Consider the following 22119-nt stretch of genomic DNA (forward strand, 5'->3'; position numbering starts at 1 on the left):
CGCCCCGCGCGCCGCAGAGCGGGCACGGTGCTAGCGCGATGCCCCCGCTTCCCCGGCGCCACTGACCAGCTCATCCCAGTGGCGCATGAGTGCATCTTGCATGGCACCGCGAGGCGCCGTCACGCCGGTGAACTGCTCGAACTGCGAGTACGACTGCCCAGCGAGCATGGTGAGCCCGCCGACCGTCGGGTACCCGTTAGCGGCGGCTCGCACCGCCAGCGGCGTCGGCCACGGGTTGTAGATCACGTCGAGGACAGGCGCGTGTCCAAGCTGTGCGTCGTAGGGCGCGACCGCAGCTGCCGGGACGGTGGAGACAATGACGTCGGCGCGAACTGCAAGTGCTTCGAGGTCGCCGGTGTAGCCGTGGAACTGGAAGTCCACGCCTTCCACCAGTGAGGCGATCTCGCCCGATCGGTCGGAGCGGTTCACCACGTCGATGCGCGCTACACCCGCGTGGCGCAGCGCCCACAGGGCGGGGCGCGCCGTGCCGCCGGCGCCGATGACCAAGGCGGTGCGCGGCGTCGCCGCGCCGAGTAGCGCGGAGAGCGCCGTGGCAATTCCCTCGCAGTCGGTGTTGTCGGCGTACCAGCCGTCGTCGGTACGCACGAGCGTGTTTGCGGAGCCGATCGCTGTGGCCCGCTCTGACGCCGTGGTAGCGAACTCCAGGGCCGCAAACTTGGCGGGCATGGTGACGGAGAACCCGCGGTATGTGGGATCGGCCCCACCCACAATCGCCGGCAGCGTCTCTGCGGTGCACTCGATGCGCTCGTACACCCAGCCGTCGAGGCCCGCAGCCCGGTACCCAGCGGTGTGGAGCACGGGCGACAACGAGTGTTCGATTGGGCTGCCAAGGACCGCCGCGCGGTGCGTGGGTGGCTGCGTCATGCTGGTCCGCCCCTACCGCTGGGAGTCAAGCACGCCGGAGTCGATCGCGCGGCGCGTGTCTTCCTGGTGCTGCTCGAAGGTTTCGTTGAACACGGTCGTGCCGTCCTTGTCCACGGTGACGAAGAACAGCCAATTGCCGTCGGCGGGGTGCTCCATCGCGTCGAGGGCCTCGACGGACGGCGAGGCGATCGGGGTCTGCGGCAGCCCGTCCATGGCGTAGGTGTTCCACGGGGTGACGCGCTGGCGGTCCTCGTCCGTGGTCGCGACCTCGACGTTGGGCAGGCCGTAGTTCACGGTGGAGTCAAACTCCAGGCGCATCGGCTCGTTGAGGCGGTTCAGGATCACTCGGGCAACCTTGTCAAACTCGCCTGCCGGCGCTTCGCGCTCAACCAGCGAGGCGGCAACCAGCAGCTCGTACGGGCTGAGGCCCACGTTTTCTGAACGGGACGCGATGTCGGTGGAGTTGTATACCTCAGCGGAGCGGGTAATCAGGTCCGTGAGGATCTGCTCCGCCGTTGCACCCGGGTCAATGATGTATTCGCCCGGTGCGATCAGGCCCTCCAGGCGCTTCGCGTCGCCCTTCCGCGCGTCCACCGTCTCGACGGCCCACTCCGGCACGCCCAGGCTCGCCGCGTCCGCATCGGACGCCACGTGGTTGAGGCGCTCGACGTCCACGCAGCCCTGCGCCATCTCACTGCCGCACGTCACGTTCTGAATCATGGTGAGGATGCCTTCGCGCTTCTGCCCACCGACCACGTTGATGTCCATGAGCGTCGCGCCGCCGTAGACCTGGAGCGGGGTGACCTTCTTGTTCGGGTCCAGCAGCGCAGACACGGCGCTCTCCGCGCTCATTTCCTTTTCCAGGCGGTAGAAGCCCGGCTGGATGTTGTCGGAGTCTGGGTCGCTCGCAGCCGCGGCCTGGAACGCCTTGTTGGAGCCGACGATGCCGCGCTCCTCAAGCTCGGGGCCGAGCGCGGAGATATTCGAGCCCTCGGGGATCTCCACGACCTGCTCCTCGCCGTTGCCTTCGCCCTTAAAGTCGTCCGGCGAGGCGGTTTGGTGCGCAATGGCGATCCACGCAATGAGGCCGATGATCAGCAGGATTGAGGCGACAAGGACCGCGATCCCTCGCGTCCGCCGCTGGGCGTTGTTTCGGGAAGTCACGATTCGTTCTCCTTGAGGTAGTTGTGCCGGCCATCAAGCCACGTTTGCAAGATCTCCACTGCCGCCGCTTGGTCGATCACGGCACGCTGGTCCTTTTCGCTGCGGCCGGAGGCCCGCATCGCGTGCGTCGCCGCGACAGTCGTCAGCCGCTCGTCCGCCATCCGTACGGCCACGTCGCCGTTGCGCCGCCGGATACGGAAGGCGATCTCCTTGGCGTGCTTCACGCTCTTGGAGCCGTTTCCTTTGAGGTCGCGGGGAAGCCCGACAACGACTTCGACGGCCCCGTAGGCGTCGATAAGCTCGAGCAACCGCTCGATGTCCTCGCCGTCCCGGTCCTTAAACCCGGTGACGCGTTTGACAGTCTCCACCGGCATAGCCAGCTTTGCGTCGCGGTCCGACGCCGCGACACCAATGCGGACCGTGCCCACATCGATACCGAGTCTGCGCCCCGGGCCGGGGTCTTCGACGCCCGGTGTGTCAGGCTCAACCTTCAAAAGTTTCTCCGATCTACAGGTCGGGGCTCATGCGTACAAGCAATCGCTAGTCGACGCCAGCGTCAAACCGCGTACGGCGCTCACAGCCAAAATACCGTCTACACACAAAAGGCCAGGACACGCCGACGGCGTGTCCCTTGACCAATTTGTTACATTTGCAGCTTACTTGCCGGCGAGCTCCTCGCGCAGCGCGGCCAGGCCAGCCGTAATGCCGTCCGCATTGCTGCCGGAGCCCTGCGCCAGGTCCGGCTTGCCGCCACCCTTACCGTCAATGTAGCCGCCGACCAGCTTGACCAGGTCCCCAGACTTCACGCCGGCGGCGACGGCCTCCTTGTTTGCGGCCACGGCGAACGGGACCTTGCCGCCGTCGTTGGACGCCAGGGCCACCACGGAAGGCTCGGTGCCGAGCTTGCCTCGGACGTCCTGGGCGATGGTGCGAAGATCGCCGCCGGACACTCCGTCCGGAAGGTGGACGGCGACGAGCTTGAACGCACCGACGTGCTCCGCGTTCTTTGCCAGGCCCGCCGTCTGCGCGAGCAGCTGCTGGCGGTGCAGCGCCTCGATCTCCTTCTCCGCGGCGCGGAGGCGCTCGGTGAGCTGCGCGATGCGGTCGGGCAGTTGGTCGGTCGGGGTCTTCAGCTCCGCGGCGATGCCGGAAGCCAGAGCCGCCTCCTTGGAGAAATAATCGAAGGAGTGCATGCCCGAATAGGCCTCGATACGCCGCGCGCCGGAGCCGACAGATGACTCGCCCAGCACGGCGACCGGCCCGATCTGCGAGGAGTGCGCGACGTGCGTGCCGCCGCACAGCTCGATGGAGAACGGACCGCCGATTTCTACCACGCGCACCTGGTCGCCGTAGTTCTCGCCGAACAGCGCCATCGCGCCCATTTCCTTGGCCTTGTCCAGGGAGGTCTCGATGGTGTTGACGGCAAAGTCCGCGTCGACCGCCTGGTTGGTCACGGTGGCGATCTCTTTGAGCTGGGCGTCGGTGAGCTGGTCGGTGTAGTTGAAGTCGAAGCGCAGGTAGCCCGGCTTGTTCAGCGAGCCGGCCTGGACCGCGGTGGGCCCAAGCACCTGGCGCAGTGCAGCGTGGATCAGGTGCGTTGCGGTGTGTGCCTGGCGCGCGCCGTGGCGCCAGGCCTCGTCCACCTCCGCCGTCACGGTCTGGCCGAGGTCCAGCCCGCCGTGCTCCACGGTGGCCTTGTGCACCCAGAGCTTCTTGCCCACCTTCTGCACGTCGTTGACGTTGAGCACGGTGTCGCCCACCACGATGCGGCCGCGGTCTGCCATTTGGCCGCCGGCCTCGGCGTACATCGGGGTGACATCGAGGATGACCTCGACCTCGTCGCCGGCCGTCGCCTCGTTCACCTTCGCGCCGTCGCGCACGAGGCCGAGCACCTTGCCCTCGTGCGACAGCTCGCCGTAGCCCACGAACTCGGTGGGGTGCGCGTCAACCCACTCGCGGTAGAGCGACTCGTCGATGTTGCCCTGCTTCTTCTCCTTATTGTCCGCCTTCGCGCGCGCACGCTGCTCCTGCATCGCCGCGTCGAACGCCGCCATGTCCACGTCGAGGCCAGCCTCGCGCGCCATCTCCAGCGTCAGGTCGATCGGGAACCCGTAGGTGTCGTGCAGCTCGAAGGCCTGCTCACCCGGCAGCGTCGTGGCACCGGACTCGCGCAGCGCGGACGCAGCCTCGTCGAAGCGGCTGGTGCCGGAGGCGAGCGTCTTCAGGAAGGCGCGCTCCTCGGCCACAGCGACGCGCAAGATGCGCTCCCGGTTGTCCGCGATCTCCGGGAACGAAGGCGTCATGGTGTCCATGATCGTGTTCATGAAGACCTCAAGCACCTTGCCCTCGGCGCCAAGCAGGCGGGCGGAGCGGACGATGCGGCGCAGCAGGCGGCGCAGGATGTAGCCGCGGCCCTCGTTGGACGGGGTCACGCCGTCCAGGATGATCATCATGCCGGTGCGGGAGTGGTCTGCAATGACGCGGAAGCGCACGTCATCCTCGTGCTTCCCTGCGTCGTACTGGGTGCCGGTGAGCCTCACGGCCTCGTCGATCACCGGCCGCAGCAGGTCGGTCTCGTACACGTTGTCAACGCCCTGGAGGAGGCACGCGACGCGCTCGATGCCCAGGCCAGTATCAATGTTCTTCTTCGGCAGCTCGCCAAGCAGGTCGAAGCCGCCCTTCTTGTCGCCTTCGCCGCGGATGGATTCCATGAACACCAGGTTCCAGATCTCCATGTAGCGGGAGTCGTCCGCCTCTGGACCGCCCTCCTTGCCGTACTCAGGGCCACGGTCGTAGTAAATCTCGGAGCACGGACCGCACGGGCCGGGCACGCCCATGGACCAGAAGTTGTCCTCCATCCCCATGCGTTGAATACGCGACTCCGGCACGCCAATCTTGTCGCGCCAGATTTCCAGGGCCTCGTCGTCGTCCAAGTAGACGGTGACCCACAGGCGCTCCGGGTCCAGGCCGAAGCCACCGTCCTCAACCGAGTTGGTCAACAGCGTCCACGCGTGAGTAATCGCACCTTCCTTGAAGTACTGGCCAAAGGAGAAGTTGCCAGCCATCTGGAAGAAGGTGTTGTGGCGGGTGGTCACGCCCACCTCTTCAATATCCAGCGTGCGCACGCACTTCTGAATCGAGGTGGCAAGGCCGTTTTCAAACGGTGGGTTCTGCTGGCCCAGGAAGTACGGCTTGAAAGGCACCATGCCGGCGTTGACAAAGAGCAGCTGCGGGTCGTCCAGGATCAGCGAAGCGCTCGGCACGGGCGTGTGCCCTGCCTGAACAAAGTGGTTGGTAAACCGCTCACGGATCTCATGTGTCTGCACGAGGTGATGTCCTTTCAAAGCTCGTATTTGTCCCGCACTACTCTACCCCGGCGTGTGAATCCGGAGACAGTGCGCGTCGATAAGCAATGCCCGCGCTTAGTCCTTTCCCCGAATCACGCGGCGCAGCCGACCGAGGAAATCGCGGATCCGCTTCTCCGCGCCGTGATCGGTCGGCGTGTAGTACTCCGCGCCGAGCAACTCGTCCGGGAGGTACTGCTGCGTCACCACGCCACGGGGGTCATCGTGCGGGTACTTGTAGCCGACGGCATTGCCCATCGCCTTCGCGCCCTCGTAGTGGCCGTCGCGCAGGTGCGGGGGCACCGCGCCGATGTTGCCGGCGGCGACGTCCTGCTGCGCGCGGGTGATCCCCTGGATGACCGACGGCGACTTCGGCGCGGTGGCGAGGTGAATCGTCGCCTGCGCGAGCGGGAGCCGGCCCTCCGGCATCCCGATGAACTGCACCGCGTTGGCCGCGGCGATGGCCGTCTGCAGCGCGGTCGGATCCGCCATCCCGATGTCCTCAGACGCGTGGATGACCAGGCGTCGGGCGATGAAGCGGGGGTCCTCGCCCGCCTCGATCATCCGCGCCAGGTAATGCAGCGCGGCGTCCACGTCGGAGCCGCGGATCGATTTAATAAACGCGGAGACGACGTCGTAGTGCTGGTCGCCGTCCCGGTCGTAGCGCACCACCGCGCGGTTCACGTTGTCGCGCAGCGTATCCACCGTGATCGTCCCGTCGGCGGGCACCGCCTCGGCCGCCGCCTCCAGGTAGGTCAGCGCGCGCCGCGCGTCGCCGCCGGCCAGTGTGATCAGCTGCTCGCGCGCGTCGTCCGCCAGCTCCACCGTGCCGGCGAGCCCGCGCTGTGCCACGACCGCGTTCTCAATCACCTTGCGCAGGTCCTCGCGAGAGAGCGACTCCAGCTTGAGCAGCAGCGAACGGGACAGCAGCGGGGCGACGACGCTGAACGAGGGGTTCTCCGTCGTCGCTGCAACCAGCAGGACCGTCCGGTTTTCCACCGCCCCCAGCAGCGCGTCCTGCTGGGTTTTGGAGAAGCGGTGGACCTCGTCAATAAACAGCACCGTCTTCTCGCCCCGGATGAGGTCGCGCCGCGCTTGGTCGATGACCTGGCGCACCTCTTTCACGCCGCTGGACAGGGCGGAAAGGCCGACGAAGTTCTGCTCCATCGTCTGCGCGATCAGCGACGCGATCGTCGTCTTGCCCGTTCCGGGCGGCCCGTACAGGATGACGGAGGCGGCGCCCGAGCCCTCGACGAGGCGGCGCAACGGCTTCCCCTCGCTGAGCAAATGCGCCTGCCCCGCGATCTCATCCAGCGAGCGCGGGCGCATCCGCGCAGCCAGCGGGGCGGTTTGCCCCGCCTCGAAGAAGCTCGCGCCGCGCAGACCTGCCGCGGGGCCACCGGGGTCACCAGGGCCGGGAGTTGGCCCGCCGAGCCCGCCGCCAAACAAATCTTCTTGTGCCACTGCCACCCCGCCTACGCAAACCGCTTCGCCACGGTGCGGGCAAAGTCAGCGATCACGAGGTACGCCGTGTCGCGCCCGGTGCCGGCAAACGCGGCGAGCGCCTCGAACGTTTCCTGCAGGTCGCGGCGCACGAGCTGCTCCTCCTCGGTGAACGGTCCCTGGCTCTGCGGGCGGAGGATGTCCGAGCCGCCGTGTAGCGTCTCCGCGCCGCTCGCCGCTTCGCCCTGCGCGGTGAGCCGTTCGCTGTGGGGTGCGACGCCGGCGTCGATAAGCTCTTGCGCGAGCTCGGCATCACTGGCCGCAAGCTCGGCGACGGTGAACTGCCCCATCACGGAGAGGCTGGACAGCGCCCACGCGACCATGGCTCCGGTGATCCGGGCGTGGAGCGTCTCCTCGTGCAGGAATGCGGGCCAGATCCGGCGGACCTCCTGCACCCACGCGCTGATGAACGCCTCGATGGCCACGTCACTGTAGCCCCACGCGGAGACGTAGAGCGGGAACCCGGCGACCACGAACGCCACGTCGAAGGAGACGTCGCGGAAACCCGCCCACTCGTAGTCCAGAAACTGCGTGCGATCCGCGTAGATGATGTTGTCGGGCGACAGGTCAAAGGGAGTAAACGCCCGCGAGCCCCCTTTGAACAGGCGCTTGCGCACGTTGGCGGCGGTCAGCCGAACCTCCGTCGGCACGTCGAGCCCGCTGCGTTCGAGCATGTCCAGGCCAAAGCCGAAGCGGTGCGCGAGCAGGCGCTCGCGCAGGTGCTGCATCGTTTCCGCTCCGCTGCGCTGGCGGGCCGCCCGTGCGAACAGCACGTCGAACGCGTCCTCGCGCCCGGCCGAGCCGACGTGCATCCGCCCCAGCGCAGTGCCGAGGTTGCGCAGCAGCTGCACGTGCTGCTCCTCATCCGCGCTGTCCAGCAGCGTGGCCAGGGTGTCGCCCTCGCCCGAATCGGAAATGATGACGATGCGCTGGTCAATGTCGTAGCCAAGGAGGACCGGGCCTGGCCGGACATCTTCGCTTAACGACGTCGTGAACTGGTAAGCAACCACTTCCCGCAAAAAGGCAGCGTCCTCCAGCACGTTGCCGGTCTCCGGCGAGTACTTCACCACGACGGTCCGGTGCTGCAGGAACGGGTTGTTGGACACGCGGGCACGGAACACGCTGGCAACGCCGGAGCCCCCCAGACGCTGTACCTCGCCGAGCGTCTGGGTGCCGCCGTAGCGCCGAGTGAGAATCTCCTCCGCCTCGGCGATGATCTGCTCTTGGTCCATGCTGAACCTCTCCTTGCGGGTTACTCGGTTCTCAGTGTGACATACCAGTGGCCCCGGGCGCGACGTTTCCGCCATTCCCGGGGCCGTGGAACCGAATTGGCTCTTACTCAGCCTTCTCGTCGGCCTTCTCGTCGGCCTTCGGCTTGAAGTCCACGCCGGACTCCTTGCGCTGCTCCTTCGTAATCGGGGCGGGCGCGTCGGTCAGCGGGTCGACGCCGCCGCCGGACTTCGGGAACGCGATGACGTCGCGGATGGAGTCGAAGCCGCCGAGCAGGGATACGATGCGGTCCCAGCCGAAGGCGATGCCGCCGTGCGGGGGTGCACCGAACGCGAACGCGTCGAGCAGGAAGCCGAACTTCTCGCGGGCCTCTTCCTCGCTGATGCCCATGACGTCGAAGACGCGCTCCTGCACGTCGCGCTGGTGAATACGGATCGAGCCGCCGCCGATCTCGTTGCCGTTGCAGACGATGTCGTAGGCGTACGCCAGCGCCTCGCCCGGGTTCTTATCAAAGTTGTCCAAGTACTCCGGCTTCGGCGAGGTGAACGCGTGGTGGACGGCGGTCCACTTCGAGTGGCCGAGGGCGACATCGCCGGACGCGGTGGCGTCCGCAGACGGCTCGAACAGCGGCGCGTCGACGACCCAGGTGAACGCCCAGTCGCCGTCCTTGATCAGGTCGAGCTTCTTCGCAATCTCGCCACGGGCAGCGCCGAGGAGCGCGCGGGAGGCCTTGGTCTCGCCCGCAGCGAAGAAGATGCAGTCGCCCGGCTTCGCGCCGACGTGGTCGGCGATGCCGGCCTTCTCCTCGTCCGTAATGTTCTTGGCCACTGGGCCGCCCAGGGAGCCGTCCTCCTGCACGAGGATGTAGGCCAGGCCTTTGGCGCCGCGCTGCTTGGCCCAGTCCTGCCACGCATCGAGCTGGCGACGCGGCTGGGAGGCGCCGCCGTCCATCACAACAGCGCCGACGTACTCAGCGTTGAAGACGCGGAAGGTGGTGTCCTTGAAAAACTCGGTGCAGTCCTGCAGCTGGATGTCAAAGCGCAGGTCCGGCTTGTCCGAGCCGTACTTCTCCATCGCGTCCTTGTAGGTCATGCGCGGGATCGGGGTGGTGATCTCGTAGCCGATCAGCTTCCACAGTTCCGTGACGATCTGCTCGGCCAGGGCGATGACGTCGTCCTGGTCCACGAAGCTCGCCTCGACGTCCAGCTGGGTGAACTCCGGCTGGCGGTCGGCGCGGAAGTCCTCGTCGCGGTAGCACCGCGCGATCTGGTAGTAGCGCTCCATGCCGGCGACCATGAGCAGCTGCTTGAACAGCTGCGGGGACTGCGGCAGCGCGTACCAGCTGCCCGGGCGGAGGCGGGCCGGGACGAGGAAGTCGCGCGCGCCCTCCGGGGTGGAGCGGGTCAGCGTCGGCGTCTCGATTTCGGTGAAGCCGTTTTCATCCAGCACGCGGCGGGCGGCCTGGTTCGCCTTCGCGCGCAGGCGCAGCGCGTTCGCCTGACGCTCGCGGCGCAGGTCCAGGTAGCGGTACTTCAGGCGGGTCTCCTCGCCGACCTCGCTGGAGGAGGCGTCCTCGATCTGGAACGGCAGCGCGGCCGCCTTGTTCAGCACGGTGAGCTCGGAGACGTTGACCTCGATCTCGCCGGAGGCCAGGTTCGGGTTCTGCGAGCCCTCCGGGCGCGGTTCAACCACGCCGGTGACCTGGATGACGTACTCGCTGCGCAGGTCGTGCGCGGCCTCCGCCACCTCGGATTCGCGGAACACAACCTGCGCCAGGCCGGAACGGTCGCGCAGGTCGATGAAGATCACGCCGCCGTGGTCGCGGCGTCGGCCCACCCAACCGGTGAGCGTAACGGTCTGTCCATCGAGTTCTTTGCGGAGATCACCCGCAAGGTGAGTGCGCAGCACGGTCTCTTCCACGTCCTTCCACGTGAGGGCAAAACTTGAACGCCAAAAACTCTACCCGTAGGCGTCGTCAAGCGTTGAAGCGCCCCGTTTCGCTTCTTCTCTGCACGGCACAGGCGCGGGGATGCAGCGCTGCACGCGGTTTTTTGGCAAGATTTGCAGCATGACGTTTAAGAATGATTTTGGTCAGGGCCAAGGCCGCCGCGCGCAGACGAGTTCCGGCAGCGGCCGGGCTGGAGGCGGCGGCATCCCCATCGCCGTGGGCGGCGGCGGTATCGGCACGATCATTCTCCTGGCTATTGTGTTCTTCCTCAACGGCGGCCTGGGCGGGCTCACCGGCGGCCCCTCGGACCCGCAGGGCCAGTCCCAGCAAAGCCCCGGCGCCCAGGGCGACTACGACCTGAGCCACTGCGATGCCCCGGGCGCGGCGAACGAGTACGACGACTGCCGCGCGGAGGCCACCGCCCGCTCGGTCGACCAGGTGTGGGCCGAAGTCCTGCCGGCGCAGGCGAACATTGAGTACACCCCCGCAGACATCAACCTATTCCGCAGCGATGTCAGTACTGGCTGTGGGTACGCAACGGCCGATACCGGCCCGTTCTACTGCCCAAACGACACCACTGCCTACCTCGACGTGTCCTTCTTTGAGCAGCTCGGCCAGCTGGGCGGCTCCGATGGCGCGCTCTCCCAGGAGTACGTCACCGCGCACGAGATGGGCCACCACATCCAGAACCTCGAGGGCACCCTGGGCCTGAGCGACTACAAGAACCCGGGCGAGGACTCCGCCGCCGTGGCCATCGAGCTCCAGGCCGATTGCTACGCCGGCATCTGGGCCAAGCACGCCTCCGAGGGGCCGGACGCGGCGCTCGAGCCGATTACGGACGAGCAGCTCAACCAGGCAATTCAGACCGCGCAGGCGATCGGCGACGACAGCATCCAGCGCAAGTCCGGCGGCGATGTGGATCCGGATTCCTGGACCCACGGCTCCTCCGAGCAGCGCGCCGAGGCCTTCAAGTCCGGCTACACCACCGGCCAGATGTCCGCCTGCGACACGCTCAACCGCGGCGTCTACCAGGACGCCTAGAGCCACATCGCTTATCGACGCCCACGTGCCACCACCGCTACCCTCGTGGGCATGAGCGAAACGTCATCCCCCCAGAACCGCGCCAACCGCGCTGTGCCGTTTATGGCCGCGTTCAACGCCATTGAAGGCTTCCTGCGCGAGGAGCTAGGGGCAAAGAAGTCGGACTCCTTCAAGTGGATGACCAGGCAGGCGGCGAAGAAGGGCGTGGTGAGCCGCGACCAAGCTGACCTGCTTGTGGAGTACGCGGAGCTGCGCAACGCGATCTCGCACGGCGAGTACCGCGACCTGCGCCCCATTGCAGAGCCGCTGCAGGAGACCGTGGACGAGATTGAGCGTCTGCGCGACGCGCTGCTCACCCCGGCGCTGGCCCTCGAAGTGGTCCAGACGCAAGCCGTGATTACGTTCGCCCCGGACGACGACATCCGGGAGCCGCTGCGCGCGTTGCGGGAGACCGGCCACAGGCAGTTCCCCGTCTACGACGCCGGCGCCTGCGTCGGGTTGCTCACCACCAACGCGCTGGCTCGCTGGGTGGCGGGCGAACTGGACGCAAACAACCACCTCACCCCGACCACGGTCAAGCAGGTGCTCGATCTGTCGGGGCGGCACGACCAGCCGGTCTTCCTGCCACGGTCCGTCACCGCCGCAGTAGCCGTTGATGCGCTGACCACGCCGCTGGACAGCGGCGCGCTCCCCCGCCTGGCCATCATCACCGAGTCCGGCTCACCCAGCCAGCGCCCCTTCGCGGTACTGGTGGCTACCGACATTCCTGCCCTACTGGCGGCCCGCTAACCGCGACGATCAACGGAAAGGACACCCACGGATGCAGTTCGGCGTCTTTACCATCGGCGACGTCACCGCGGACCCCACCAACGGCGCGACCCCGACCGAGAAACAGCGGATCGACGCGATGACACAGATCGCGCTGAAGACCGAGGAGGTCGGGCTCGATGTCTTCGCCACAGGCCAGCACCACAACCCGCCGTTCGTCCCGTCTTCTCCGACGACCCACCTGGCCTACATTGGTGCGAAAACCTCCTCCATCCTGCTCTCCACGTCAACCACGCTGATCACCACCACGGACGGGACCCTGTCAGGCTCTCGGAGGATTACTCCTTCTTGCAGAACCTGGTGGATGGCCGCATGGACCTCATGCTCGGGCGCGGTAACACCGGCCCCGTCTACCCCTGGTTTGGCAAGGACATCCGCAAGGGCATCCCGCTCGCGGTGGAGCACTACCACCTCCTGCGCAGGCTGTGGCGCGAGCAGAACGTCAACTGGGAGGGCACGTTCCGCACCCCGTTGCACGGGTTCACCACCACGCCCGCGCCGCTTGAGGGCGTGCCGCCATTCGTGTGGCACGGATCCATCCGCTCGCCGCAGATCGCCGAGCAGGCGGCGTACTACGGCGATGGGTTCTTCCACAACAATATTTTTTGGAACAAGGAGCACACCGCGAAGATGGTCGGCATCTACCGTCGGCGCTTCGCCGCGTACGGGCACGGCGCGGCGGATCAGGCCATCGTCGGGCTCGGTGGCCAGGTGTACATCGCGGATTCTGAGGAACAGGCGAAACGCGAGTTCCGCCCATACTTTGACAACGCGCCCGTCTACGGCCACGGGCCCTCGCTGGAAGAGTTCACCGACATCACCCCGCTGACCGTGGGCACTCCCGAGATGGTCATCGAGCGTACGATGCAGTTCGCTGATTGGGTCGGGGACTATCAGCGCCAGCTGTTCCTTATTGACCACGCCGGACTCCCACTCGAGGTGGTGCTCCGCCAGATCGAGCGCCTCGGCACGGAAGTGGTCCCTGAGCTGCGCAGAAGGATGGAAGCGCGCCGCCCGGTCCACGTTCCGAGCGACCCTCCCACGTTTGCGTCCCTCGCACGTGCAAAGCGCGATGGGAAGAATCTGGCGCACTTTCGCGTTTCACCCGGAGAAGCACAGGAGCAATCCAAGCACGAATAGCCGGGCAATGTAGCGAAGGAGCACCCACCACAGCATGAAGCAGCTCATGGTAGTCACCGCAGGTCTGTCGCAGCCGTCCACCACGAGACAGGTGGCGGATGAGATCGCGGCGGCGGTCCGCTCCGCCGTCGGCGGGCGTGGCGAAGACCTCGAGGTCACCACGATCGAGGTCCGCGAGTACGCCACCGAGCTCACGCAGCTCATGCTCACCGGGATGCCCTCCCCCAGGCTTGATCAGGTCAAACGAGACATGTCCGCCGCCGACGCCCTCGTCGCGGTCTCCCCGGTGTTTCAGGGCAGCTACAGCGGCCTGTTCAAGATGTTCTTCGACGCCCTGGACCCCAACGCGTTGACCGACATGCCCACCATCGTCGCCGCGACAGCTGGCTCCGAGCGCCATTCCCTCGTCACCGAATACGCGCTGCGCCCGCTGCTCACGTACCTGCACGCGACGGTGGTCCCCACCTCACTTTTCGCCGCCACTGCTGACTTCGGCGATGCCAACGGCGCCTCGTTCCAGCGGCGGATCAGCCGCGCTGCCAGCGAGCTCGCAGCGCGCATCGTCACCACCAGCGGCGCGGTCGAAGGATTGAGCGGCCCGCCGGAGGGCGTCACTCGCCGCACCGGCACGGACCCTGCCGAAGATTTCGTCCCGTTTTCCCAGCTGTTGGAAGGCCACACGGGGACGCTGAGCTAATCCCACGATGCGGTATCATCGCGCGCATGCCCCACAATACTGTTAGCGTCGTTGACCTTTTCAGCATCGGTATCGGTCCGTCGTCTTCGCACACGGTGGGCCCGATGCGCGCATCCCTCGCGTTCGTCGAAAAACTCGGCGTGCTGCCCGCATTCGTCCGCGTGGAACTGCGCGGCTCCCTCGCCGCCACTGGTGTGGGCCACGGCACCGACCGCGCAACGCTGCTCGGCCTGGTTGGCTACACCCCCACGACCACGTCGGCCGACATCGCCCCGAAACCCGGCGACCCGGTGCCCGAACACGGAACGATCTCGGGCCCTGCCGGCGAGGTCGAGTACGAGGTGACGTTTAACCCCACTCCGGTCTCGCAGCACCCGAACTGCCTCATCTTTGACGCCTGGGACGCCGACGGCAACCGCATCGCCACCCGCAAGGAGTACTACTCCGTCGGCGGCGGCTTCATCCTGGACCGCACCGGCATGGAGGAGCACCGCAACGAAGCCGGTGTGGCCACCGTCCGCGACAACGAGCCCGCGCCGTACGAGTTCAATGACGCGAAGACCCTCGTCGCACTCTGTGAAGAAAGCGGCCTGTCCATCGCTGAGCTCGTCCGCGCCAACGAAGAGGCGCTGCATGGCAAAGCGCTTCTCGACGCCCACCTCGACGCCGTCTGGGACGTCATGCAGGAATGCGTCGCCCACGGGTTGAAGACGGAGGGCACCCTGCCCGGCGGCCTTGGCGTGAAGCGCCGCGCCCACCGCCTCCACCGCCTGCTCACCGCGGAGTACGAGGAATCCACTGCCCGCGGCCTCGACGCCATGGAGTGGGTCAACCTCTACGCGCTTGCTGTGAATGAGGAAAACGCCGCCCACGGCCAGGTCGTCACCGCGCCCACGAACGGTGCCGCCGGCATCATCCCCGCGGTGATGCACTACTGCCGCGATTTCACCGACGGCGCGTTCACCCAGGAGCAGGCGCGAAACTTCCTGCTCACCGCTGGTGCGGTGGGCATCATCATCAAGACAAACGCGTCGATCTCCGGAGCCGAGGTCGGCTGCCAGGGCGAGGTCGGCTCAGCCTCCGCGATGGCCGCCGCCGGCATGTGCGCGGTCCTTGGCGGTACGCCGGCGCAGATTGAGAACGCGGCCGAGATCGCGCTCGAGCACAACCTCGGCCTCACGTGCGACCCGGTCGGCGGCCTGGTGCAAGTCCCGTGCATCGAGCGCAACGCCATCGGCGGGGTCAAGGCGATTAACGCAGCCCGGCTGGCCAAGCTTGGCGACGGCACCAACATCGTCACCCTCGACGACGTCGTCGAGACCATGGCGACGACCGGCCGCGACATGATGACCAAGTACAAGGAGACCTCGATGGGCGGCCTGGCAGTCCAGCTCGGGCTGCCAGTCAACATCACTGAGTGCTAGCGCAGCTGCGCGATAACCGCCTCGGCGCTGAGCCCCACGGTCTCCTGGCTGTGCGCGGCGAGGTCCTTTATCGCGATCTCGCCGGACTCCAGCTCGCGGTCGCCGAGGACGAGCGCGTACTTGGCACCGGCGCGGTCGGCGCCCTTCATGGCGCCCTTGAGCCCGCGGCCGCCGTAGGCCATGTCGGCGGAGACACCGGCGGCGCGGAGGGCGTCGATAAGCACTGCCATGCGCGCCTGCGCGGCCTCGCCGATGCCGACACCGAACACGTCGACGCGGCGATCCACCCCGTCGAGGGTGACGCCTTCCGCCTCGAGGGCGAGCACGGCGCGGTCCACGCCGAGGCCGAAGCCGATGCCGGAGAGGTCCTGGCCACCGATCTGCGCCATGAGCCCGTCGTAGCGGCCGCCGCCACCGATGCCGGACTGCGCGCCGAGGCCGTCGTGGACGAACTCGAAGCAGGTCTTGGTGTAGTAGTCCAAGCCTCGGACCATACGCGGGTTCACCACGTACTCCACGCCCATCTCGTCGAGGGAGGCGCGCACCTGGTCGAAGTGCTTGCGGCAGTCGTCATCGAGGTAGTCGAGCATGAGCGGGGCGTCCGCGGTCATTTCGCGGACCTTCTCGCGCTTGTCGTCAAGCACGCGCAGCGGGTTGATCTCGGCGCGGTGGCGGGTCTCCTCGTCCAGCGGAAGGGAGAACAGGAAGTCCTGTAGCTTCTGGCGGTACTCGGGGCGGCAGTTGCGGTCGCCCAGGCTGGTCAGCTCTAGACGGAACCCGGTCAAACCAATGGACCGGAAGCAGCGGTCCGCGAGCGCGATGACCTCCGCATCCAGCAGGGGGTCGTCCACGCCGATCGCCTCCACGCCGACCTGCTGGAGCTGGCGGTAACGGCCGGCCTGCGGGCGCTCGTAGCGGAAGAACGGGCCGTAGTAGTTCAGCTTGACCGGCAGGTACCCGCGATCCAGGTTGTGCTCGATGACGGCGCGCATCACGCCCGCGGTGCCCTCCGGGCGCAGCGTGACCGAGCGGTCGCCACGGTCCGTAAAGGTGTACATCTCCTTGGACACCACGTCTGTGGACTCGCCAACGCCGCGGGCGAACAGCGTGGTGTCCTCGAAGACCGGCAGCTCAACGTGCTGGTACCCGGCCAGGTGAGCCTGCCGCGCGAACTCGTCGCGGACGCGGTGGAATGTCGCCGACTGCGGCGGCACGTAATCGGGCAGGCCCTTCGGGGCGGACAGCGGCTGGACCTTCTCGGTCTTCTTCGATTCACTCACGAGTTCAAAGTTTAGCGGTCCGGGTTGGCCTGCAGCAGGAACGGGTTGGTCGCGCGCTCCTGCCCCATCACCGTGGTCGGTCCGTGGCCGGGCAGCACGACGCAAACGTCGTCGAGGTCCCACACGGGGCCGCGCAGCGACGCGCGCATCGCGGCGGGGTCCGAGTGCTCGAAGTCCGTGCGGCCGATCGCGCCGCGGAACAGGACGTCGCCGGAGAAGACCAGCGGGCCGGTCTCCCCCGCCGTTTCCGTCTTTTCCTCCGCTGCGTCTTCCACGAGCAGCACAGATCCCGGCGAGTGCCCGGGGGCGTGTCGGACGGTAAAGGTGGTGTCGGCGAGGGTGAGCGAGTGGGCGTCGAGAAGCGAGCGCACCTCGCGCGGGGGTTGCATCGACGTTGCGTCAAAGAGCTGGCGGGTCGAGTCCGGCAGGCCGAGGCCGCCGTCGAGCATGAACTCGTCGTCTGGGTGGATGTACACCGGGACATCGAAACGGGCGGCGTCCCGCGTGTGGTCAAGGTGGCCGTGGGTGCACACCACGGCGGCAAGCGTCGCCTGCTCGCGGGTGAGAAACTCGGTGACGGGCTCGTAGGCGCCCATTCCGGGGTCGATCACCACCGCTTCGCGTGACTCCTCCGAAAGGAGCACGTAGCAGTTGGTTTGGAACGGGCCTGCGGCAAAACCTGAAAGCTTCATACGGCAATAATAAAGCGGGCGCCCGACCCAGTGGCCGGAAACGCCCGCGTGCGGGGAGCAGACTTGCTTACTTCAGCGCGTCCTCTGCTGCCTGGTAGTCCGGCTCGGTGGTGATCTCGGAGACGAGCTCGGTGTGGATGACCTTGTGGTCAGCGTCCGTCACCACGACGGCGCGAGCGCACAGGCCCTTGAGCGGGGAGCCCTCGAGGGTCAGGCCAAAGTCGTCGGCGAAGGAAGAGCGGAACGCGGACAGCGCCTCGACGCTCTCGATGCCCTCGGCGGCGCAGAAACGCTGCTGCGCGAACGGCAGGTCCTTGGAGATGCACAGGACCTCGGTGTTGTCCAGGGACGCGGCGAGCTCGTTGAACTTGCGCACGGAGTTCGCGCACACGCCGGTGTCCAGGGACGGGAAGATGTTCAGGACGAGGCGCTTGCCCGAGTAGTCCGCCAGGGACTTCTCGCTCAGGTCGCCCGCGACGAGCGTTGCGTTGGGCAGCGCGTCGCCGACCTTGGGCAGCTCGCCGGAAGTAGTGGTCTCATTGCCTTCAAAAGTAACGGTAGCCATGGGCGCGATTCTATGGACGCGAGTCAGGCCTCGCAAGGGTTGATCAAGCGGCGGCCCAAGCACTGCTAGGCTTAAGCCCCGAAATTCACCTGCCGAGCGCACCAGCGCTTAGCGACGCTACGCAACACACAAGTGAGGTATCTCAGGTGGCCGACAACCAAAAACGGGGCGAAGAAGCCCTCACCCACCTCAAGCGCGAGCTTGATTCCCGCGACCGCAAGGAGAAGTCCAAGCCGCTCACCGTGGCGGCGCTGTCCGCAGTGGTGATTGCCGTGGTCGGCGGCGGCATCTACTTCGCCGCGACGCAGAATGACGGAAGCGAGGACGTCACGGCCCAGGACACCACCGCTTCCTCGGAAGCCGCCGAGTCCTCCGAGACCGAGCCCAGCATCGACCCCTCCCAGTTCGAAGCGGTTGCCACCGAGCGCGCGACGGCGCTGCCCGCGACCGTGTCCTGCTCGTACAACGACAGCCCACAGGCTGGCGAAGGTGAGGCAGAGGCTGGCAAGCCGAAGACCGAGGACGTCTCCACGGAGGGCAAGGTCAACGTCGAGCTGGACACCAGCGCAGGCCCGATCGGCATGGAGCTGGACCGCAGCGTCTCGCCCTGTACCGTCAACGCCATCGAGCACCTGGCCTCGGAAAAGTACTTCGACGGCAGCGTGTGCCACCGCCTGACCACCAACGAAGGCCTCAAGGTCCTCCAGTGCGGCGACCCGTCCGGCACCGGCTCGGGCGGACCTGGCTTCCAATTTGCCAACGAGTTCCCCACCGACGAGGCCCTCGAGTCCGTCGACGAGTCCCAGCTCCAGATCCCCGAGGGTGTCTCCGACGAGGAGAAGGAACAGTACAAATCCATGGCCCTGCAGCAGGACCAGAAGCGTTACCCGCGCGGGTCCATTGCGATGGCCAACGCAGGCGTGGGCACGAACGGTTCGCAGTTCTTCCTCAACTACGGCGATTCCATCCTGCCCCCGATGTACACCTACTTTGGCCAGATCAACCAGGAGGGCCTTGACACCCTCGACGCGATCGCCGAGAAGGGTACTCAGGACGGTGGCCAGGACGGCGCGCCCGCCGAAGAGGTTAAGATCAATTCCGCTACTGTCAAGTAGCACGCGCGATACCTTCTGGTATCGTTGCTCGTGCCGCCAGACACTCTTGAGCGCACCCGACATGACACAAAACGCACGTGAGCAGTTCATTTAAAGTTCATCTTGCGTTGCGAGAACATTGAAGAAATGCCGGGAAAACTGTTGCGTACCCTTTGGTGTCTGGCTAAGGTAATCAACGTTCAATCGAAGATCTCCGAAAGATAGGGAATCAGATGCAGTTCCGCAAGGGCCTCCTCGCCGCCGCAACCGCAGCAGCTGTCATGTCCACCGGCGCAGTTGCAGCTACCGCTGACACCACGGTCACCACCCGCACCACCACCCCGACGGCGACCGCCAAGGCTGAGCCGACCGAAACCACCAAGGCCGAGCCGACCAAGACCACCGAGTCGAAGCCGACCACGACCTCCAAGCCGTCCAACGGCCCGAAGGTCAAGACCGGCGACAACAACAAGAAGGACGAGGGTTCCTCCGTCAAGGACATGTCCCCGTCCGAGATCCGCGACTGGATCGCAGTGTTCACCGCCGTCATCGGCGCTCTGGGCACCCTGTTCGCGTTCCTGGACAAGTACCTGCGCGCGTAATTGCGGAGTCACCGCGCACCCTTGGGCGCGTGAGCACAGCCCGGCCCCTGTGGCCGGGCTTTTTGCTTGCGATGCTCTGCCCTGCCCGCCGACTCAACGAGTGCCTCGCTCGGCGTCATGAGCGGGTTTGGCCTACTTGACGAGAATCGGGTGACGAGGACGTCGCGGTCCCTTCTTCTCGCATCTTCGTCAACCCATTCTCGTCAAGTAGGCGCTGATTGGGTGGTAGAGCCTGGTGGAGGCCCAACGGACCGCTGCTGCGGCACCCAGGGTCGAGCGAACCTCTGGGGTATGAGCCCGCCACGCCCGGGCATCGCCGATCCCGGTCACAGACAGTGTCGTTGAACGCGAGCAGCGGCACCGTCCCACTCTCTCAACATTGAGAGGAGGACGGCGCCGCTGCGCCAGGTTAGTTCCCCTACGGGGAGGCTGCTAGGAAAGCTCTGCGATCGGGCCAAGCACCTGGTCGATCGGACCAGCGAAGACGACGGCCAGCAGGCCGAGGAGGGCGAGCACACCTGCAACGGCGCCCATGATGGTGCCCAGGTTTGCGGTGCTACCGTCCTGCGCACCCTGCTCGTCGCCCGGCGTCGGCTCCTCGGACGGCTTGGGCTCCTCGGACGGCTTGGGCTCCTCGGTCGGCTTCGGGTCAGCGGCTGCAACGGTGACCGGAACCGTCAGCTCGGTGCCAGCGTCGGTGGTGATGGTCAGCGTCTGCTCGCCTGCGGCCTCGGCCGGGATTTCGATGTCCACGGTCGCGCGGCCCTGCTCACCCAGGCCGTTGTCCGCCTCGGTGGTGGAGGCGTCGATGTCGGCGGTCGCGGTGGCGTCGCCAAGCGTGACGGTGGCCTGCTTTGCCATCGGCTCCCCCTCGGACGAGTAGTTGAGAGAGGAGAGCTTGATGGAGGCGGTGGTGCCTGCCTTCAGCTCCTCCGGCAGGACCACGCCGACGTCCTTCTGGCCCTTGCGCACGCCAACTTCGTCGGACTTCAGGTAGTCAACGAACGCCTGCAGGTCGTTGTAGCCAACGTTGAGCAGGTCGCGGACGTCGTCCGGGTTCACAAAGTTGTCGCCGCCAGAGAACAGGAAGGAGGAACCTGCAATGCGGTAGTCCTTGTCGTCCTCGAGCGGCTGACCGTCAATGGTTACGGAGGTGATGCGCTCACCGGTCTCAGCCTCCGGGTTGTAGGTGTAGGCGACGTTGTTGGACAGGCCCATGTCCAGGCGTGGGCGGCCGGACTTCTCGGCGTCCTCCTTGCTCTGCCACTGACGCTCGAGGGCGTCCTTGATGGCCTTGCCGGACAAGGTTGCCACCGAGATGTCGTTGCCAAACGGCTGGACCTGGAAGGCCTCCTGGTAGGTCACGTCGCCGGCCTCGAGGTCCGCGCGGACGCCGCCAGCGTTCATGATGCCCAGGTCGATGTGCTCGTCGAGCGACTTGTCCATCGCGTAAAGCGCGGACTCAGCGAGCATGTTGTTCGCGGTGGACTCGGTACCACGGTTCGAGCCGGTGTTCTCCCCGGGGTTGGAGCCACGCAGGTAGGTGTCCTGGACGTTGGCCACGACCTCCTCGCCGAGCTTGCCGGCTTCCGCCTTCGCCTCGTCGACGATCTTCTGCACCTCGGCGTCCGGGGTGATGTCCAGGGTGACCAGGGACTCGGCGTCGTACTGCTCGAACGCCGGTGCCTCGATCTCCCCGGTGGTCTTGTTGTAGGTGAAGTCCAGGTCCGTCACGACCTTGCCGTACTCCCAAGACTGTGCGTTCGGCACCGGGGCATCGGCGTTGACCACGTTCACGTGGCTGTCGCCGCCGAACATGAAGTCGACATACTCCGGGTCCAGCTTCGGCGCGCCGGTCTCGACCGGGTCGTGGATGAGGGCGACGACCACGTCGGCCTTCTTCTCATCCTTCAGCTTCTTCGCTTCCTTATTCACCTGCTCGGAGGAGTCGGTGAAGTTCAGGCCGGCGACATTATCCGGGCTGGACTTGCTCTTGGTCAGGTTGGAGGTGGTGCCCACCAGCCCAACCTTCACGCCGTCAATCTCGACGATCTTCGAGGCCTCCAGGTCGCGGGAGCCGTCCTCCTTGAACACGTTCGCGCCGAGCTGGATGTCACCGGTACCCGGGTTGATGCGGTCAATCAGGTCCTTGTAGCCCTTATCAAACTCGTGGTTGCCAGCAGCGGAGCCCGCGGTGCCAACGGCCTTGACAAAGTCCATGGTGTATTTGTCGTCTGAGATCGCGGAGACGAATGCCGAGCCGCCCTGGTTATCGCCCGAGCTGGTGACGATAGTGTTGGCGTTCTTGTCTCGCAGGAAGTTGATGATGCCGGCGATGTTTGCGGCACCCATCTCGTCGCCCTTCTTCGGGGTGACCTCGCCCGTTTCCTTGTCCGTGGACAGGTTCGCCTCGAGGCGGCCGTGGAAGTCGGTGAAGTTAGCGATGCTAATCTGCACCTTCTCATCGTCCGCGGCAAAAGCCGGGACAGCGGTGACCACCAGCGCGGTCGACGTAGTTGCGGCGATCAGCGCGCCGGCGCGACGGAAAGAAAACACTTGGAACTCCTCTGCGTGTGAAATAGGGGTCTCACTGTTTTCTAGCGCGAGATCAGCTCGCTCGCAGCACAACGTACGTACTGTGACAGGTCGGCCTTGAGATTCAAGGCGGACGTCGCCAAGAAT

General features: G+C 66.3%; 17 protein-coding genes and 1 pseudogene. 7 read left to right on the forward strand and 11 right to left on the reverse strand.

Annotation, left to right across the window (positions count from 1 at the left end; all coding sequences use genetic code 11):
- Positions 1-30: 30 nt before the first annotated feature.
- The 7 genes from OVO38_RS04710 to aspS form a co-directional block, all read right to left on the reverse strand.
- Positions 31-885: a shikimate dehydrogenase gene (locus tag OVO38_RS04710; protein WP_267207867.1), complete on the reverse strand. Its 855-nt coding sequence runs from the start codon at positions 883-885 to the stop codon at positions 31-33.
- A 12-nt stretch (positions 886-897) separates the two neighbouring features.
- Complete coding sequence (gene mltG, locus OVO38_RS04715; protein ID WP_144716920.1) at positions 898-2049, reverse strand: endolytic transglycosylase MltG; 1152 nt, start codon at positions 2047-2049, stop codon at positions 898-900.
- Positions 2046-2543, reverse strand: a complete 498-nt coding sequence (ruvX, locus tag OVO38_RS04720) for a Holliday junction resolvase RuvX (protein WP_095536644.1) — start codon at positions 2541-2543, stop codon at positions 2046-2048. The genes mltG and ruvX overlap by 4 nt, the downstream gene beginning before the upstream one ends.
- Before the next feature lie 162 nt (positions 2544-2705).
- On the reverse strand, positions 2706-5375 hold the full coding sequence (gene alaS, locus OVO38_RS04725) for an alanine--tRNA ligase (protein ID WP_267207868.1): 2670 nt from the start codon (positions 5373-5375) through the stop codon (positions 2706-2708).
- 96 nt (positions 5376-5471) lie between these two features.
- Complete coding sequence (locus OVO38_RS04730; protein ID WP_416358571.1) at positions 5472-6857, reverse strand: replication-associated recombination protein A; 1386 nt, start codon at positions 6855-6857, stop codon at positions 5472-5474.
- 11 nt (positions 6858-6868) lie between these two features.
- Positions 6869-8128, reverse strand: coding sequence for a phosphotransferase (locus OVO38_RS04735; RefSeq protein WP_267207869.1), 1260 nt, complete (start codon positions 8126-8128; stop codon positions 6869-6871).
- Positions 8129-8231: 103 nt separating this feature from the next.
- Positions 8232-10034, reverse strand: coding sequence for an aspartate--tRNA ligase (aspS, locus tag OVO38_RS04740; RefSeq protein WP_095554936.1), 1803 nt, complete (start codon positions 10032-10034; stop codon positions 8232-8234).
- 160 nt (positions 10035-10194) lie between these two features.
- Between aspS and OVO38_RS04745 the strand changes: the two genes are divergently transcribed.
- From OVO38_RS04745 to OVO38_RS04765, 5 genes and pseudogenes are all read left to right on the forward strand, one after another.
- Positions 10195-11115, forward strand: a complete 921-nt coding sequence (locus tag OVO38_RS04745; RefSeq protein WP_267207870.1) for a neutral zinc metallopeptidase — start codon at positions 10195-10197, stop codon at positions 11113-11115.
- 51 nt (positions 11116-11166) lie between these two features.
- Positions 11167-11904 carry a CBS domain-containing protein gene (locus tag OVO38_RS04750; protein ID WP_095548149.1) on the forward strand — a complete coding sequence of 246 codons (738 nt, stop codon included), beginning with the start codon at positions 11167-11169 and terminating at the stop codon, positions 11902-11904.
- A 31-nt stretch (positions 11905-11935) separates the two neighbouring features.
- Positions 11936-13083, forward strand: a pseudogene (locus tag OVO38_RS04755) (CE1758 family FMN-dependent luciferase-like monooxygenase).
- A gap of 34 nt (positions 13084-13117) precedes the next feature.
- A complete protein-coding gene (locus tag OVO38_RS04760; RefSeq protein WP_267207871.1) occupies positions 13118-13780 on the forward strand; it encodes an FMN reductase in 663 nt (220 codons plus the stop codon).
- Between the two features lie 26 nt (positions 13781-13806).
- Entirely contained in the window at positions 13807-15204 is a 1398-nt protein-coding gene (locus OVO38_RS04765) for an L-serine ammonia-lyase (RefSeq protein WP_095554924.1), read from the forward strand.
- Here the strand turns inward: OVO38_RS04765 and hisS are convergent.
- The 3 genes from hisS to tpx all read right to left on the reverse strand — a co-directional run bounded on the left by hisS (position 15201) and on the right by tpx (position 17741).
- A complete protein-coding gene (gene hisS, locus OVO38_RS04770; RefSeq protein ID WP_267207872.1) occupies positions 15201-16484 on the reverse strand; it encodes a histidine--tRNA ligase in 1284 nt (427 codons plus the stop codon). The genes OVO38_RS04765 and hisS overlap by 4 nt on opposite strands.
- 11 nt (positions 16485-16495) lie before the next feature.
- Positions 16496-17176: an MBL fold metallo-hydrolase gene (locus OVO38_RS04775; protein WP_095554925.1), complete on the reverse strand. Its 681-nt coding sequence runs from the start codon at positions 17174-17176 to the stop codon at positions 16496-16498.
- Positions 17177-17243: 67 nt separating this feature from the next.
- Positions 17244-17741, reverse strand: coding sequence for a thiol peroxidase (gene tpx, locus OVO38_RS04780; RefSeq protein WP_095276315.1), 498 nt, complete (start codon positions 17739-17741; stop codon positions 17244-17246).
- Between the two features lie 146 nt (positions 17742-17887).
- Here tpx and OVO38_RS04785 point away from each other — a divergent pair, with 146 nt between their 5' ends.
- Together OVO38_RS04785 and OVO38_RS04790 are read left to right on the forward strand one after the other, a co-directional pair.
- Positions 17888-18856: a peptidylprolyl isomerase gene (locus tag OVO38_RS04785; RefSeq protein WP_095548144.1), complete on the forward strand. Its 969-nt coding sequence runs from the start codon at positions 17888-17890 to the stop codon at positions 18854-18856.
- A gap of 212 nt (positions 18857-19068) precedes the next feature.
- Positions 19069-19437: a hypothetical protein gene (locus OVO38_RS04790; RefSeq protein WP_095536656.1), complete on the forward strand. Its 369-nt coding sequence runs from the start codon at positions 19069-19071 to the stop codon at positions 19435-19437.
- A 432-nt stretch (positions 19438-19869) separates the two neighbouring features.
- On the opposite strand, the gene OVO38_RS04795 is transcribed toward OVO38_RS04790, so the two are convergent.
- Positions 19870-21993 (reverse strand): bifunctional metallophosphatase/5'-nucleotidase, encoded by a 2124-nt coding sequence (locus tag OVO38_RS04795; RefSeq protein ID WP_267207873.1) that lies wholly within the window; start codon positions 21991-21993, stop codon positions 19870-19872.
- Between the last annotated feature and the right edge of the window lie 126 nt (positions 21994-22119).

The sequence above is a fragment of the Corynebacterium sp. Marseille-P8863 genome (assembly GCF_946902955.1).
Lineage (GTDB): Bacteria > Actinomycetota > Actinomycetes > Mycobacteriales > Mycobacteriaceae > Corynebacterium > Corynebacterium gottingense.